The organism is Psychrobacter sp. Ps2 (assembly GCF_022129405.1).
Taxonomy (GTDB): domain Bacteria; phylum Pseudomonadota; class Gammaproteobacteria; order Pseudomonadales; family Moraxellaceae; genus Psychrobacter.
In genome coordinates this window covers 33559-50617 of record NZ_JADQAM010000046.1, presented here as the reverse complement: position 1 = coordinate 50617, position 17059 = coordinate 33559, and the positions used below count along the sequence as shown (strand labels likewise).

The 17059-nt window shown below is 43.0% G+C and carries 10 protein-coding genes and 1 tRNA gene; 10 read left to right on the top strand and 1 reads right to left on the bottom strand.

Annotated features, from left to right (window positions below; genetic code table 11):
- Positions 1–334: 334 nt before the first annotated feature.
- The 10 genes from I3254_RS05585 to I3254_RS05540 all read left to right on the top strand — a co-directional run bounded on the left by I3254_RS05585 (position 335) and on the right by I3254_RS05540 (position 14192).
- Positions 335–410: transfer RNA gene (locus I3254_RS05585), tRNA-Trp, on the top strand.
- Positions 411–461: 51 nt separating this feature from the next.
- Positions 462–947 (top strand): preprotein translocase subunit SecE, encoded by a 486-nt coding sequence (gene secE, locus I3254_RS05580; protein ID WP_057761731.1) that lies wholly within the window; start codon positions 462–464, stop codon positions 945–947.
- A 71-nt stretch (positions 948–1018) separates the two neighbouring features.
- On the top strand, positions 1019–1549 hold the full coding sequence (gene nusG, locus I3254_RS05575) for a transcription termination/antitermination protein NusG (RefSeq protein ID WP_057761729.1): 531 nt from the start codon (positions 1019–1021) through the stop codon (positions 1547–1549).
- A gap of 90 nt (positions 1550–1639) precedes the next feature.
- On the top strand, positions 1640–2071 hold the full coding sequence (rplK, locus tag I3254_RS05570) for a 50S ribosomal protein L11 (RefSeq protein WP_057761727.1): 432 nt from the start codon (positions 1640–1642) through the stop codon (positions 2069–2071).
- Positions 2071–2772 carry a 50S ribosomal protein L1 gene (gene rplA / locus I3254_RS05565; protein ID WP_057761725.1) on the top strand — a complete coding sequence of 234 codons (702 nt, stop codon included), beginning with the start codon at positions 2071–2073 and terminating at the stop codon, positions 2770–2772. Before rplK ends, rplA begins: the two co-directional genes overlap by 1 nt.
- 457 nt (positions 2773–3229) lie before the next feature.
- Complete coding sequence (gene rplJ, locus I3254_RS05560; RefSeq protein WP_057761724.1) at positions 3230–3757, top strand: 50S ribosomal protein L10; 528 nt, start codon at positions 3230–3232, stop codon at positions 3755–3757.
- A 120-nt stretch (positions 3758–3877) separates the two neighbouring features.
- Positions 3878–4249, top strand: coding sequence for a 50S ribosomal protein L7/L12 (gene rplL, locus I3254_RS05555; protein ID WP_057761722.1), 372 nt, complete (start codon positions 3878–3880; stop codon positions 4247–4249).
- 764 nt (positions 4250–5013) lie between these two features.
- Positions 5014–9132, top strand: coding sequence for a DNA-directed RNA polymerase subunit beta (gene rpoB, locus I3254_RS05550; RefSeq protein WP_201572590.1), 4119 nt, complete (start codon positions 5014–5016; stop codon positions 9130–9132).
- 151 nt (positions 9133–9283) lie between these two features.
- Entirely contained in the window at positions 9284–13501 is a 4218-nt protein-coding gene (gene rpoC, locus I3254_RS05545) for a DNA-directed RNA polymerase subunit beta' (protein ID WP_238051981.1), read from the top strand.
- 166 nt (positions 13502–13667) lie between these two features.
- The gene (locus I3254_RS05540; RefSeq protein ID WP_101204294.1) at positions 13668–14192 is read left to right on the top strand and encodes a DUF6586 family protein; all 525 of its coding nucleotides are present in this window, start codon (positions 13668–13670) and stop codon (positions 14190–14192) included.
- Positions 14193–14352: 160 nt separating this feature from the next.
- Here I3254_RS05540 and I3254_RS05535 read toward each other — a convergent pair whose 3' ends face one another.
- Positions 14353–16989: a PBP1A family penicillin-binding protein gene (locus I3254_RS05535; RefSeq protein WP_238051978.1), complete on the bottom strand. Its 2637-nt coding sequence runs from the start codon at positions 16987–16989 to the stop codon at positions 14353–14355.
- Between the last annotated feature and the right edge of the window lie 70 nt (positions 16990–17059).

Here is a 17059-nt window from a genome sequence, read left to right as displayed (position 1 = left end):
ACTAAGACTTAAGACTCAGCAATGAGCTTATGAATTAGTCATAAAAAAGGCCATCCTATCTAGGGTGGCCTTTTTTTATTGGGATAGTGAAGCACGTTCGAAAATAGAAGTAGACCTAGCGTGTATTAATAGGTTTTCCATATGCATGATAGAGATAATTATTTGTTAGATAGCATATTGTAATCTGTGGCATAGCTTGTTATATTATCGCTGCACTCAACGCTAGCAGTTATTTTAGATTGCAGTAGTGCAAAATCAGGTAAAATTAATAATTTTACCGTCAAGGGCTTGCATTCTATGCTAGATATTGTATAATGCTGTCCTTTACACCCATAGGCGATTGGCTCAATTGGTAGAGCATCGGTCTCCAAAACCGAGGGTTGTAGGTTCGAGTCCTACATCGCCTGCCATCTTCTTATCACATCTTTGTTGTACCCCACCATCTCCGAAGCGAGTTCTTTATGAGCAATGATCAAGATAACCTCGAGACTAAGTTATCTGATGCCAAGGCGGTTGCTGGTGGAATGCTGTCTAAAAATAAGCATGTTTCAGCTAGCGGTACTACTGCTGTTGAAGTGGCTAAGACTGGCTCAATAAAAGATTTGATTTTGTGGCTACTTGCCGCAGCTGTATTAATCGGTGCGACTCTAGTAAATCAATACTTACCGGGCTATTGGCAACCTGCCAACGACGTCTGGGTACGTATTGGTATTATTGTCGCACTTGTTGTATTTGCATTAGTTTGTTTGGCGTTAACGCATCAAGGCCGTGCTTTTAAAATATTATTAAAAGATGCTGCCGTTGAGCTTCGCCGAGTGACATGGCCAGGTAAAGACGAAACCTTTCAATATACATGGCAAGTGATTGTCGTGATTGCGATTGCTGGTTTCTTTATTTGGTTATTGGATAACTTTTTTAATTGGTTCGTTGGTATTTTCATCGGTTAATAGCGCGTATTAGTGACTATTAGCGAGACATTTACTCATAACAACTTATTTATAATGATCAGGAGCGTGATATGCGTTGGTATATTGTCCAAGCGTTTTCAGGATATGAAAAACAAGTACAACGTTCATTAACTGATCGTATTAATCGTAGTGACTTTGCTGAGTCATTCGGTGATGTATTGGTTCCTACTGAAGAAGTCGTCGAAATGAAAGACGGCAAAAAACGTAAGAGCGAGCGTAAGTTCTTTCCTGGATATGTATTGATCCAAATGGAAATGAACGACAATACTTGGCACATCGTAAAAGACTGTCCTCGTATTATGGGCTTCATCGGTGGTACGCCTGAGATGCCTGCACCGATTACGCAAGTAGAAGCTGATCGCATTTTAAACCGTTTGAACCAGACTGAGACTGACCCACGTCCTAAGACTCTATTTGAGCCAGGCGAAGAGTTGTTGGTTATCGATGGCCCATTTACTGACTTTAAAGGGTTGGTAGAAAAAGTGGATTACGAGAAGTCTAAGCTACATCTAACGGTAAACGTATTTAATCGACCTACGCAGGTTGAGCTTGAATTTAGTAAAGTTGAAAAACTGGACTAAATTAGCAAAAAATTCATCAACCGGGGAGCTGTTAGTCAACTAGGTGTATACCACGTTGATTTGGCGCTATCACCCATTTAGGAGAGTATCATGGCTAAGAAGATTGATGGTTACATCAAACTGCAAGTGCCTGCAGGCAAAGCAAATCCTTCACCACCTATTGGTCCAGCTTTGGGTCAAAAAGGCGTGAACATCATGGCGTTCTGTAAAGAATTTAACGCTGCGACCTCAGGCCAAGAGCCAGGTCTACCGATCCCAACTGAGATCACAGTATACAGCGACAAATCTTTTACCTTCATCATGAAGTCACCACCAGCTGCATACTTACTACGTAAGGCTGCTGGTATTGCTAAAGGTTCAGGTACACCGAACACTGCTAAAGTTGGTAAAGTTGACCGTGCACAACTAGAAGATATCGTTAAGACTAAGAATGCAGATTTAACTGCAGCTGATCTTGACGCTGCTGTTCGTACCATCGCTGGTACTGCACGTTCAATGGGTATTACCGTGGAGGGTGTATAATGTCTAAGCTAACCAAACGTCAAAAAGAAATTCAAAGCCGTATTGATAACGAAAAACAGTACACTATTGAAGAAGCGGTTCAAATCCTAAACGATTTGCCAGCGCTAAAATTCAAAGAGTCTATCGATATCGCGGTAAACTTGGGCGTTGACCCACGTAAATCTGATCAAGTAGTTCGTGGTGCAACTAACCTACCTGCTGGTACTGGTAAAACCAAACGCGTTGCTGTATTTGCTCAAGGCGCTGCTGCTGAAGCCGCTAAAGAAGCTGGTGCAGACATCGTTGGTTTTGAAGACCTAGCAGAGCAAATCAAAGCTGGTAACATGGACTTTGATGTCGTTATCGCAGCTCCAGATGCAATGCGTGTTGTTGGTCAATTAGGTACTATCCTAGGCCCACGCGGTCTAATGCCTAACCCTAAAGTTGGTACAGTAACGCCAAACGTTGCTGAAGCTGTGACTAATGCGAAAGCTGGTCAGGCTCAGTACCGTGTTGATAAAGCTGGTATCATCCATGCAACTATCGGCCAAGTTGGTTTCACTGCTGATCAAATCGAGCAAAACGCGCAAGCGATTCTTTCTGATCTAAAGCGTGCTAAGCCTGCTACTTCTAAAGGTACTTTCATTAAGAAAATTACCTTGTCTAGCACGATGGGTCCAGGTCTAACGATCGACGCTGTTCCTTATCGTACTGCTAAATAATTAAATTTTTTATCTTCAAATATTTTGAATGATAAACACAAACAGTTTTTAAAGAATTAGGTCAGCGTAGTATTTGCTACGCTGTCTAAGACCGTAGGTAGAGAGTAGTTTAGAGTCATAGTTAGCGATCTTCGGATAGTTGCTTATGATAATAAGTCACTTTTGTTAATCGACGACAGATGAAAATCTTAGTTGTCCTACGCAGACGGTGGCCCACACAGTTTAAGACACGAGCGAATAGGGCGATAGGGTTATTTATAATCTTCAAACTATTACTCAACGTCATTCTGATAACGGTGCCGTAATCAGTCGTTACCAGTAGATGCTTTTTTTATTAATTGAATCCACTGGTAATGTGTCGTATCAAGTCAGTCTTAGCTTACAGTTTGAGCGCATAAAAACCTTGTTTTTGGCACTTTTATTATAAGTCGATTGATAAGATTAAAGGAGTCAACTTATGGCATTAACGCTAGAACAAAAACAACAAGTTGTGGCTGAAGTGTCTGAAGTTGCTGCTAATGCTTACTCAGCAGTAGCTGCCGAATATCACGGTATTGGTGTTGCACAGCTTACTAAGCTGCGCGAACAAGCTCGTGATAAAGGTGTCGTTTTGAAAGTGGTAAAAAATACACTAGCAAAACGCGCTTTTGAAGGCACTAAGTTTGAGAGCATGTCAGACCGTATGACTGGTCCACTACTTTTGGCTTTCTCTATGGAAGATTTGGGATCTGCTGCTCGAGTCGTTTTCGACTTCAGCAAAGATAACAAAGCTTTAGAGACCAAATTAGTATCAGTCGGTGGTGAAGTTTATGGTCCAGAAGAGCTAGAGCGCGTATCGAAGCTACCAACTCGCGACGAAGCAATCTCTATCTTGATGGCTACTATGAATGCACCAGTGACCAAGCTTGTCCAGACTATGAACGCTGTTCCTGGCAAGTTCGTTCGCACTGTAGCGGCAATCAAAGACGCAAAAGAAGCTGCTTAATTGCTTGTTTTAACGTAACTTTAACATCGCTAATTTTGGTTGCAATTTATTGTCACATTAGGCAAGCAATCAAGGCGATATTAGAATCAATTAATTTTTATCAGATAACGGAGAGTTCTCATGGCACTATCTAAAGATGACGTGTTAAATGCAATCGCTGAAATGTCAGTAATGGATATCGTTGAGTTAATCAGCGACATGGAAGAAAAATTCGGCGTAACAGCTGCTGTTGCTGCTGCACCTGCTGCTGCTGGTCCTGCTGCTGCTGCTGCTGAAGAAAAAGACGAGTTTGACGTAGTTCTTGCCAGCTTTGGCGAGAAGAAAGTTGGCGTAATTAAAGCCGTACGTGAAGCTACTGGTCTTGGCCTAAAAGAAGCGAAAGATTTGGTTGAAAGCGCTCCAGCTCCAATCAAAGAAGGCGCATCTAAAGCTGAAGCTGAAGAGTTGAAAAAGAAACTTGAAGAAGCTGGTGCAACTGTTGAACTAAAATAAGTTTAACACTGTACGAAAAAAAGCTGGTAATGCCTTGCATTGCCAGCTTTTTTTTACTATAATTCGTAGCTTGACCTTTTGTGTCTGCCAACATACGTATGCAACATCACGGTGGATACCCATCAAAAGGACAGACGATATACATGCAAGCACACATGCCAGTTTTTGAAATCAGTTAATATGAGCTAAACGTCTGTAGATGTTTGGCATTTTTTTGTGTCTGCATGCTTTCCTATCAACACTATAGTTTATACTGATTCTAAAAGTTATAGTTACCCCGATTATTAATCCTGAAAAAAGCGGTATTCTTAAAAAAGCTGTTGATCATAAGTTGCCTACTTGGTGTGGCATGACTGTCGACATTCAGTCTCATAGACAGTTTGTATGTGTAGGGAACATAGTTCGGTAATAAGTAGTCCAGATGGCAAGTGGTATGGATGCAATCTTAATAGACATTATTTCCCAGCATTGTATTTGTAAATTAAGCCTGATAGGCAATGCGTTATAGATTATATAATATTGAATTTTTTGGTTGCAACAGTCATATAGACTGATTCACTTACCATGAATCTAGCAAGCAACGACGAGATTAAGTGAAGTGTGCTAGGTAAGCACTGAAGAGTAAAGTAGTAATTGACAGAAAAGACATGAACTGAACACGAAGACCCGTTTTATATTATCGTTTACGTCGTCACGTTTGCATCGTATTTATGCATACTGGCCACGCTTTTAATTTGTTTCCACGTTTACTGTAAGGACTCTCGATGGCATATTCTTATACTGAAAAAAAGCGTATTCGCAAAAGTTTTGCTGAATTGCCCACTGTAATGGACATTCCCTATTTACTGTCTATTCAAGTAGATTCTTATGAGCAATTTTTGCAAGAGCACAAAAAGCCGAAAGCTCGTGAGAATACTGGTTTGCAAGCTGCGTATTCCTCTATTTTCCCAATTGAGAGTCACTCTGGTAACGCAGAGCTACAATTTGTTGAGTACTATTTAGGCACGCCTGAATTTGATGAGCGTGAGTGTATCTTACGTGGTTCAACGTTTGCTGCGCCAATGCGTGTCAAAATACGTTTGATCATCAAAGATAAAGACAGCAAAGACAAAGATAGCAAAGCTGCTATCAAAGATATCCGTGAGCAAAGCGTTTACATGGGCGAGATGCCTTTGATGACTGCTAACGGTACTTTTATTATCAATGGTACTGAGCGTGTTATCGTATCTCAGCTACATCGTTCACCTGGTGTGTTCTTTGATCATGATAAAGGTAAGTCGCATTCAAGTGGTAAAGTGCTTTATAACGCACGTATTATCCCTTACCGTGGTTCATGGTTAGACTTTGAATTTGATGCAAAAGATTTAGTATTTGCTCGTATTGACCGTCGCCGTAAGCTACTTGCGTCAATCATCCTACGCGCACTTGGTCTAACAACTTCTGAAATCCTAGATTTATTCTTTGATAAAGTCGCTGTTTATAAAGCTGAAGAGACGTTTGAAATTGATCTAGTTGCTGATCGTCTACGTGGCGAGATGGCTCAGTTCGATATCGTATCACCTGAAGGTGACGTTATTGTAGAGCAGGGCAAACGCATTAACGCACGCCGTATCCGTCAGCTTGAAGAAGCAGGTATGACGAAAATTGCTGTGCCTGATGAGTATCTATATGAGCGTATCTTGGCAGAAGATATCGTGGTTAATGATGAAATCATCGCTAAAGCAAACACGCCAATCGACCACGAGTTATTGGTTAAATTGAACTCATTTGAAGCCAGTGGTGCCATCAAAGAATTCAGCATTCTATTCACCAACGACATCGACCAAGGTAGTTATATTGCCGATACGCTACGTGCTGATAGTACATCAAGCCGTGAAGAAGCGTTGATCGAAATCTACAAAGTAATGCGTCCAGGTGAGCCACCAACGGTTGAAACTGCTGAGAAACTGTTTGAGAGCATGTTCTTTAATGCAGATCGTTATGACTTATCAAACGTCGGTCGTATGAAGTTCAACCGTCGTCTTGGTTTAGAATTTGATAACACTGATGATCCTGATATCCAGCGCGAACGCAGTGTATTGACCAACGATGATATCGTTAACGTTCTAAAAGAGCTTATCGAGATTCGTAATGGTCGCGGCGATGTCGATGATATTGACCATCTTGGTAACCGCCGTATTCGTTCAGTAGGCGAAATGGCAGAAAACCAATTCCGTGTTGGTCTAGTACGTGTTGAGCGTGCTGTAAAAGAGCGTTTAAGCTCAGCAGAATCAGACAACTTGTCACCACAAGATTTGATTAACTCTAAGCCAGTAGCGGCTGCGGTTAAAGAATTCTTTGGTTCAAGCCAATTGTCACAGTTTATGGATCAGAACAACCCGTTGTCTGAAGTTACCCATAAGCGCCGTGTATCAGCGTTAGGACCTGGTGGACTAACTCGTGAACGCGCAGGCTTTGAAGTACGTGACGTACATGATACACATTATGGCCGTGTATGTCCTATTGAAACTCCTGAAGGTCCAAACATTGGTCTGATCAACTCACTAGCAACGTTTGCTAAAACCAACAGCTTTGGCTTCTTAGAAACGCCTTATCGCCGTGTGGTTGATGGTAAAGTTACTGACGTTATTGAGTATCTATCAGCAATCGAAGAAGTAGGTACTGTCATTGCACAGGCCGATTCTCCGATGACTGAAGATGGCGCGTTATCTGACGAGATGGTCAGTGTGCGTAGCTATGGTGAATTTGTTCGTATGCCGCCAGAAAAAGTGACGCATATGGATGTGTCGCCAAGTCAGGTAGTATCGGTTGCAGCAGGTCTGATTCCGTTCCTAGAGCATGATGATGCTAACCGTGCCTTGATGGGCTCGAACATGCAGCGTCAGGCTGTTCCTACGCTACGTGCTGATAAGCCGTTAGTAGGTACTGGTATGGAGCGTCACGTTGCTCGTGACTCTGGCGTTTGTGTTATCGCTAAGCGTGGCGGTGTGATTGAAGATGTTGATGCATCACGTATCGTTGTTCGTGTAAACGAAGACGAGATGACTGCTGGTGAAGCGGGTATCGATATCTATAACTTGATCAAATACACGCGCTCTAACCAAAACACTTGTATCAACCAACGTATCATCGTTAACCAAGGTGACGAGATTGCTTTGGGTGATATCTTGGCTGATGGTCCATCAACGGATCTTGGTGAGCTAGCACTTGGTCAGAATATCCGCATCGCATTTATGCCGTGGAATGGTTACAACTTCGAAGATTCAATCTTGTTATCTGAGAAAGTAGTTAAAGAAGATCGTTTCACTACTATTCATATCCAAGAATTAACTTGTGTGGCTCGTGATACCAAGCTAGGTACAGAAGAGATCACGGCTGATATTCCAAACGTTGGTGAAGCAGCACTATCAAGTCTTGATGAAGCAGGTATCGTCTATATCGGTGCTGAAGTTGACGCTGGTGATATCCTAGTTGGTAAAGTGACACCAAAAGGTGAAACACAACTAACGCCAGAAGAGAAACTACTACGGGCTATCTTTGGTGAAAAAGCGGCTGATGTGAAAGACACTTCACTACGCGTACCGACTTCAAGTAAAGGTACGGTTATTGATGTACAGGTCTTCACCCGTGATGGCGTTGAAAAAGACGCACGCGCAAGAGCGATTGAAAAATCGCAGCTTGATAGCTATCGCAAAGATTTGAAAGAAGAGCTACGTATCTTTGAAGAGGCAGCACGTGGCCGTATTGGTAATCTATTAGATGGCCAAAAAGTCAGCGGCGGTGCTGGTCTAAAAGCGGGTACGGTTATGGCTTTGGCTGATATGAAAGATATGAGCCTTGAGACCTTGCTTGATATCCAACCAGTAGAAGAAGAAATCTCTGAGCGTCTAACGCAAATCGCTGATTACTTGGTTGATAAGCAAAAAGACATCGATGTGAAGTTTGCTGAGAAAAAACGCAAATTGACTGCTGGTGATGACTTACAGCATGGCGTACAAAAAATCGTTAAAGTATATCTAGCGGTTAAGCGTCGTATTCAGCCTGGTGACAAGATGGCCGGTCGTCATGGTAACAAAGGTGTGGTATCGCGCATCATGCCAGTTGAAGACATGCCTTATGATGAGAATGGTAATACCGTTGACATCGTATTGAACCCACTTGGTGTACCATCTCGTATGAACATCGGTCAGGTTCTAGAGACGCATTTGGGTATGGCAGCGAAAGGATTGGGCGAGAAGATTGATGGTATGCTCAAATCTCAAGCAGCGATCAAAGAGCTACGTGACTTCTTGGACAAAATCTATAACCAAGTAGGCGGTGAGCAAGTTGATCTTGATAGCTTAAGTGATGATGACATCATGGCGTTAGCAGACAACTTACGTGGCGGTGTACCGATGGGCACAGCAGTATTTGACGGCGCAAGAGAAAGCCAAGTTAAAGACTTGCTCGAGCTTGCTGGTATGGATCGCGATGGTCAGCAGACGTTATATGATGGTCGTACAGGTCAGAAGTTTGACCGTAAAGTAACTGTCGGCTACATGTACATGCTCAAGCTTAACCATTTGGTTGATGACAAAATGCATGCGCGTTCAACAGGTTCTTATTCTCTAGTGACGCAGCAGCCACTCGGCGGTAAAGCTCAGTTTGGTGGTCAGCGCTTCGGTGAGATGGAAGTATGGGCACTAGAAGCATACGGCGCGACTTACACGTTGCAAGAAATGCTAACGGTGAAGTCGGATGACGTTGAAGGCCGTACTCGTATGTACAAAAACATTGTTGATGGTGAGCAGTATATGGATCCAGGCATGCCTGAGTCGTTTAACGTACTGACCAAAGAAATCAAATCACTGGGTATTAATATTGAGTTAAAACAAAGCAACTAGCCCGTTGTTTAACTTAGTTGTCCACTAAAGGCAGTCTGCTTTATTGCTGCTGCTTTTAGTGATTTGTCTCAACCCTATTCATTGCCTTCATTCATCTTATCTGCGTCAATGGTACGCTGTCAGATGATTATAAAGATAACGGAGAAGCAACTTGAAAGATTTACTCGATATCATGCAAAGCCCTACCGGCAACGGTAACCAAGAGTTTGATAGCATTCAAATTACTTTAGCCTCACCTGACGTTATTAAGTCATGGTCGCACGGCGAAGTAAAAAAGCCTGAAACCATCAACTATCGCACGTTCAAGCCTGAGCGTGATGGTCTTTTTTGTGCCAAAATCTTTGGCCCAGTAAAAGACTTCGAATGTCTATGTGGTAAATATAAGCGCCGTAAGTTCCAAGGCGTTATCTGTGAAAAATGTGGTGTTGAAGTTACCACTGCTAAAGTTCGTCGTGATCGCATGGGTCATATCGACCTAGCCAGTCCTGTGGCGCATATTTGGTTCTTAAAATCATTACCAAGCCGCATCGGTCTATTATTAGACATGACGCTACGTGATATCGAGCGCGTTCTATATTTCGAAAGCTATATCGTCACCGAGCCTGGTCTAACTAGCTTAGAAAAGTACCAGTTGCTTGATGATGAAGATTATTACAAAGCGCTTGAAGAGTTTGGTGACGAATTCACAGCTAAGATGGGTGCTGAAGCAGTTCAAGACCTATTGAAAGATATCGATATGGATCTTGAGATTGATGAGCTACGTGAAGCGATTCCACAAACAGGTTCTGAGACTAAGCTTAAGAAAATGTCTAAGCGTCTCAAATTATTAGAAGCATTCCGTGATTCTAATAACAAGCCTGAGTGGATGGTAATGAACATCTTGCCAGTACTACCACCAGATTTGCGTCCTCTAGTACCGCTAGAAGGCGGCCGTTTTGCGACGTCAGATCTAAACGATCTATATCGCCGTGTGATCAACCGTAACAACCGTCTTAAGCGTCTGCTTGAGCTAAGCGCACCTGACATCATCGTACGTAACGAAAAGCGTATGTTGCAAGAGTCAGTAGATGCGTTGCTTGATAACGGTCGTCGCGGTCGTGCCATCACTGGTAGTAACAAGCGTCCATTGAAATCTTTGGCAGATATGATCAAAGGTAAGCAAGGTCGTTTCCGTCAGAACTTACTTGGTAAGCGTGTCGATTACTCTGGTCGTTCGGTTATCGTTGTAGGTCCAACACTACGTCTACATCAGTGTGGTCTACCTAAGAAAATGGCACTAGAATTATTCAAGCCATTTACTTATAACAAACTATTGTCTCATGGTTTGGCGACTACAATTAAAGCTGCCAAAAAGATGGTAGAGCGTGAAGAGCCACAAGTGTGGGATATGCTGGCCATGGTTATCCGTGAGCATCCAGTACTTCTTAACCGTGCGCCAACACTTCACCGTTTGGGTCTACAGGCATTTGAGCCAGTATTGATCGAAGGTAAAGCAATCCAGTTGCATCCGCTTGTTTGTACTGCATTCAACGCCGATTTCGATGGTGACCAAATGGCCGTTCACGTGCCATTGACGCTAGAAGCGCAGCTTGAATCACGTGCCTTGATGATGTCTACCAACAACATCTTGTCACCTGCGAACGGTGATCCGATCATCGTACCATCTCAGGATGTTGTACTAGGTCTATATTACATCAGTCGCTCGTCGATCAATGCCAAAGGCGAGAGCATGATTTTTGCTACCGTTAATGAAGCATTGCGTGCAATTGGTTCAAACGACCTACATGTAAACGCCAAGATCAAAGTGCGTGTTACTGAGACGCAAATTGACGAAGACGGTAACGAGACTAAAGAAATCAGTATCAAAGATACGGTTGCTGGTCGTCTACTTATCTGGAACATCATGCCTAAAGGTATGACGTTTGATGAGTGTAACCAAGAGATGACGAAGAAAAATATCTCTCGTTTGATTAACTCTTGCTATCGTAAAGTCGGCGTCAAAGAAAGTGTTATGTTTGCTGACCAATTGATGTATCTTGGTTTTGCTCAAGCAACATTATCTGGCGTGTCTATCGGTATCGATGACATGGTCATTCCACCACTTAAGAAGCAAATCATTAAAGTGGCAGAAGGCGAAGTTCGCGAAATCGAAGATCAGTTCGAGCAAGGTTTCGTAACTGCTGGTGAGCGCTATAACAAAGTAGTTGATATCTGGTCACGTACCAATGACAAAGTCGCTAAGGCGATGATGGACAACTTGGCAACAGATAAAGTTATCAACGCACAAGGTGAAGAAGACGAGCAGAAGTCATTCAACTCTATCTTTATCATGTCAGATTCTGGTGCTCGTGGTAGTGCGGCACAGATTCGTCAGTTGGCTGGTATGCGTGGTTTGATGGCGAAACCAGATGGCTCAATCATTGAGACACCGATTAAAGCCAACTTCCGTGAAGGTTTGACCGTACTACAGTACTTCATCTCAACTCACGGTGCACGTAAAGGTCTAGCGGATACGGCACTGAAAACGGCTAACTCGGGTTACCTAACTCGTCGTCTGGTTGATGTGGCACAAGATTTGGTTATCACGAGTGATGACTGTGGTACTGAAGAAGGCCTACTCATGAAGCCACATATCCAAGGTGGTGAAATCATTGAGAAATTAGGCGAGCTAGTACTGGGTCGTGTGACTGCACGTGATGTGACTTATAACGATGATGCTGATAAAGTATTGATTCCAGCTGGTACATTGATCGATGAGTACTGGGTTAACGTCCTTGATAACAACGCAATCGATGATATCTGGGTACGTTCAGTAATTACGTGTGATATCGAACATGGCGTATGTTCACAGTGTTATGGTCGTGACCTTGCACGTGGTCATAAAGTGAATATCGGTGAATCAGTCGGTGTTATGGCAGCTCAGTCTATCGGTGAGCCGGGTACTCAGTTAACCATGCGTACGTTCCACGTGGGCGGGGCAGCGAGCTCAGCATCTGTAGACAACAGCATCTCTGTACGTAATGCTGGTCAAGCGCACTTTGAGAACATGAAAACAGTACAGCATACCGATGGTCACTTAGTCATCGTATCGCGTTCAGCTGAAATCGCATTGACCGATGAGCTTGGCCGTGAGCGTGAGCGCTATAAAGTACCGTACGGTTCAAGCGTACTTGTGAAAGACGAAGAGCAGGTTGAAGGCGGTCAAACTATCGCTAAGTGGGATCCGCATACGCATCCAATCATCACAGAGTTTGCTGGTACCGCACGCTTCAGTGATATCACTGACGGTATGACTGCCACAGTGAAGGTTGATGATGCGACTGGTATGAGCTCATTTGAGATTCTAGCCACTCGTGACCGTTCAAGTTCAGCAAAAGACTTACGTCCTGCGATTATCTTGAACACTGACGAAGGCAAAGAAGTGGTTTACTTCTTACCAGCTGAAACTATCATCCGCGTAAGCGATGGTGAGAAAGTGGCAGCAGGTTCGATTCTAGGCCGTGTACCACAAGCGTCTTCTGGTACGAAAGATATTACCGGTGGTCTACCACGTGTTGCTGACTTGTTTGAAGCACGTCGTCCAAAAGATCACGCCATCATGGCAGAAATGACTGGTGTGGTAAGCTTTGGTAAAGAGACCAAAGGTAAAAACCGCTTCATTATTACCAATGAAGATGGTGAAGTACATGAAGAGTTAATCCCGAAATGGCGTCAAATCAACGTCTTTGAAAACGAGACGGTAGCACGTGGTGAAGTGATCGCTGATGGTCCACAGAACCCACATGATATCTTGCGCTTGAAAGGTCAGACTGCACTTGCTGATTACATCGTCAACGAAGTACAGGACGTTTATCGCTTACAGGGTGTAAAAATCAACGACAAGCACATCGAAGTTATCATTCGTCAGATGTTGCGTAAAGTTGAAATCACTGACGGCGGCGATTCAAGTCACTTCAAAGGTGATCAGGTCGAGTATGCAGATATCAAAGCATTGAATGCTAAGCTAGAAGCGGAAGATAAATTCCCAGTACAGTTTGAGCGTCAATTACTAGGTATCACCAAAGCAAGTCTAGCAACTGAAAGCTTTATCTCAGCGGCTTCTTTCCAGGAAACAACCCGTGTACTAACTGCGGCTGCTGTGACTGGTAAAGTAGATGAGCTACGTGGTCTGAAAGAAAACGTGGTTGTTGGTCGCTTGATCCCTGCAGGTACTGGTCTTGCTTATCATAAAGCACGCAAAGAAAAAGCAGATCAGAAGCTACAAGATAAAGATTTGAATGCAGCGTTTGATATGACTGCAAGCACTGATAGCAAAGATTTTGCAAGCTTCGACGAAGCATTTGCTCAAGAATTAAATCAAGATAATTAATCGTATTAAGTATTTTGATTCATTCTTAATTTGATAAAAAAGCCAGCCTAAGTTGCTGGCTTTTTTGCGCGTATAAAAAACTAAGAAAGGCATGGTGCTATCATCTAAAAAAATAGTACACTGGAAATAGGCTCTAATTCACTATTTATAAAAGGATAATTAGCAAATGGCAGGTAAAACTCGCGTCGCCAAATATCAAGCAGATCGAACCAATCAAAAGTTATATTTCTGTCGTTTATCTTGTCAATCTGCAGGAAGTACCAACGACAAACAGTTATACCAAGCACACTGTGAGACTGCTATTTTTCATTTGCATGGTGCTTTATTAGCATTTATTCAGGAGCTCGGTCATTTCTATAGCTTAAATATGACAGCGCCAACTTTGCTCGATATTGAACAAGCATTGAGCGAGCGTACCCAAGTATCTCCTGAGATTCAGCGTCTGCAGCAATTACAGCAGCAAGGTTTTATCGCCAATATAGAACGTGCTTATCAGCGCTGTCTGTATGCAGTACCGCCAGATACTATCGTCGATGAAGCGCCAAGCAGTCATTCAGCGTCGCCAGACTTGATTGTCAATGTTGTCACTTTATCTAACCAATGGCTACCTGATGAAACAACGATACGGGAATGGCGTAATCAGCTTTTAGAGTTGATTGAACAACTGCGTGCAGGTATGGTTGAATTCTAATAGGAAGTTCACCAGAAGATTTATTCTTTGACCGCTATTTATTGAACCATTTTAAAGTATGATTAAGTAGGGTAGGCCATAGTCTACAGCGCATAAAAAAGGCTTATTCAGTCATTGCTGAATAAGCCTTTTTCTTATTAACTAAAAATAGTCTTGTTTGTTACTCTGGCATCGGTGGCATACTTTCAACGGGTGTCACCGTTAATGGATTTTCCGGTACGCTGTCATCACTACGATTGCTACTTGGTTTCGTTGATGGTGGAGTGCTCGTCTCCTCAGTAGGCTCTGGAACCGAAGGCTTACGCTGCTGAGTTTGAGTCTTAACGGGCTTGGCTGATTTCTTGGCGTCATCATCAACTAGGATGCCATCATCAGTCATCTCTATGATGGTTTGCTGTTGCTTTCTGGATTTTGAGCGGTTATTGATAGATACCCATTGGCTTGGCGTGTCTTTCAGCTGTGCTTTCATAAAGTCCATCCATACTGGCAGCGCTGCTACACCACCGTATTCACGGCGTCCCATAGTAGATGGTTGATCGAATCCCATCCATACTACTGTTGCATTGGTAGGGTGGAACCCTGCAAACCATGCATCCTTTGCCTGATTGGTGGTACCAGTTTTGCCACCGATATCATTGCGTCCTAATGCCTTTGCTCTTACCGCTGTACCGCGTTGGACTACATCGCGTAGTATATCGGCCATCTCAAAAGCGACTCTAGGTTGCAGTATGCGCGGTGCTTGTTTGGCCCTTACATATTGTACGGCTGGCGCTTTTAGGCGGTCTGATTGTGGACCTGCGTTGTATACCGTTAAATCAAGCTCTTTATCTGTTGTTTCGTTACCATCATTGCTTTCTGATGATGAATTATCGGGAGTTATTTCATTACTGCTATCATCAAGCGCTTCAATTGACTTCTCATACTCTTCAACTAAGCTGCTATTAACCTTTTCAAGTTTTTCGTTAAAGCATAGTGCACATGCTTGACGTGGATTTGCCTGAAACAACAGCTCGTTCTTATAATTGTAAATTTGTTCAATAAAGTAAGGTTGGACACGATGACCACCATTGGCGAAGGTTGAGTAAGCCGTGGCCATTTGTAATGGTGTGGCTTGTCCTGCTCCAAGTGCTAATGACAAGGTTGTTGGTAGCTTTTCTTTATCAAGACCGAATTCATCTAATAGGTTGCGCGTACTTGAGATACCGATCGCTTGTAACAAGCGAATAGATACGAGGTTACGCGACAAATATAAACCACGACGTAAAGTGATATCACCTAAGAAACGTTCATCAGAGTTTTTCGGTTTCCAGTCACCTACTTGAATAGCTCGGTCAGAAACGATGGTATCTGGACGATAACCTTTTTCTAAAGCAGCGGTATAAACAAGTGGCTTAATGGTTGAGCCAGGTTGACGCCAGCCCTGTAGAGCGCGGTTGAACTTACTGTGGTTAAAATCAAAGCCACCAACCAATGCATTGACAGCACCAGTCTCTGGATTTAACGAGACCAAACTGCCTTGAATTTTAGGTATTTGACCTAGTTGCCAGTTGCCATTCGTAGTAGGTATCACACGAACGATATCGTTTTTCTTAACAACTTGACTGGCATTGCTAGGGTAATAACCAATACGGTCAGCAGAAATATATTTGCGTGCCCATTTCATACCAGACCAATTAACGGTCACTTCTTCACCAGATTGTAGGACTGCATTAAAACTACGAGAATTGACTTTGGTCACTTTGGCAGGAGACATATTGCTGTAGCGTTGGAAGTTCTCGAGAGGCTCATCATTTGCTTCAGCCCCGCGCCAACCATGGCGATGCTCGTAGGCAATCAATCCTGTTACTACTGCTGCTTCTGCATCTGTTTGCGCTTTACTGTCTACTGTGAGACGTACGCGCCAACCACCGTGCATGACTTGATCGCCATAACGTTCAACTAAAGAAGCTCGTGTCATTTCTGCCAAGTAAGGCATATTTACATCGAGCTTTTCTTTATATAGGTTGATACCTATAGGAGAGTTGACCGCTTCGTCATACTGAGCTTTGGTAATATAGCCAAGCTCGTGCATGCGTCCAACAATCCAATTACGGCGAGTCAATGCACGACTAGGATTGGCAACAGGGTTGTATTTAGAGGGGGCTTTTGGTAGACCTGCTAACATCGCCATTTCAGCAATAGTTAGGTTATCCAACGACTTGCTATAGTATTTTTTAGCTGCAGCACGGATACCATAAGCACCTTCACCTAAATAAATTTTATTGACATACAGTGTCAAAATATCATTTTTGCTCAGCTCGTCTTCAATTTTACGCGCTAAAAATAATTCTGTTAGTTTGCGGTTTAAAGTACGTTCCGGACTCAAGAAGTAATTCTTAGCGACCTGCATAGTAATAGTAGAGCCACCCGTCTGACCATCATCGTCAGTGACTGCCTCGGTGACAGCGCGACCAAGACCTTTAATGCTAATTCCACTGTGCTGAAAAAAAGAAGCATCTTCAGCTGCCAAAAAAGCATGAGTTAAATCTTCAGGAATCTCATCAAAACTAACTGGTAAAGATAAACGATTGCCGTATTGGCCAATTAATTTATCATCACTACTATAAATCTGTAATGGCATTTCTAGTTTAGCCGTCTTAATCTCTTGCGTACTAGGTAGGGTCGGCGATAGATACATGGCCATCCCATAAAAACCAATAGGTACAGCAAGTGCTAGAACAACTGCCAATGCTAGGCAAGCGATAAAGAGTCCCACCAAAAAGCGAATGAGACGAGCGGTAGCATTTGTTTTGGCCATAATAAGACTTATTAGTTAGAATTTGTAGCAGACAATATTATTATACATTGAACAAAATAGGCAGGTCATA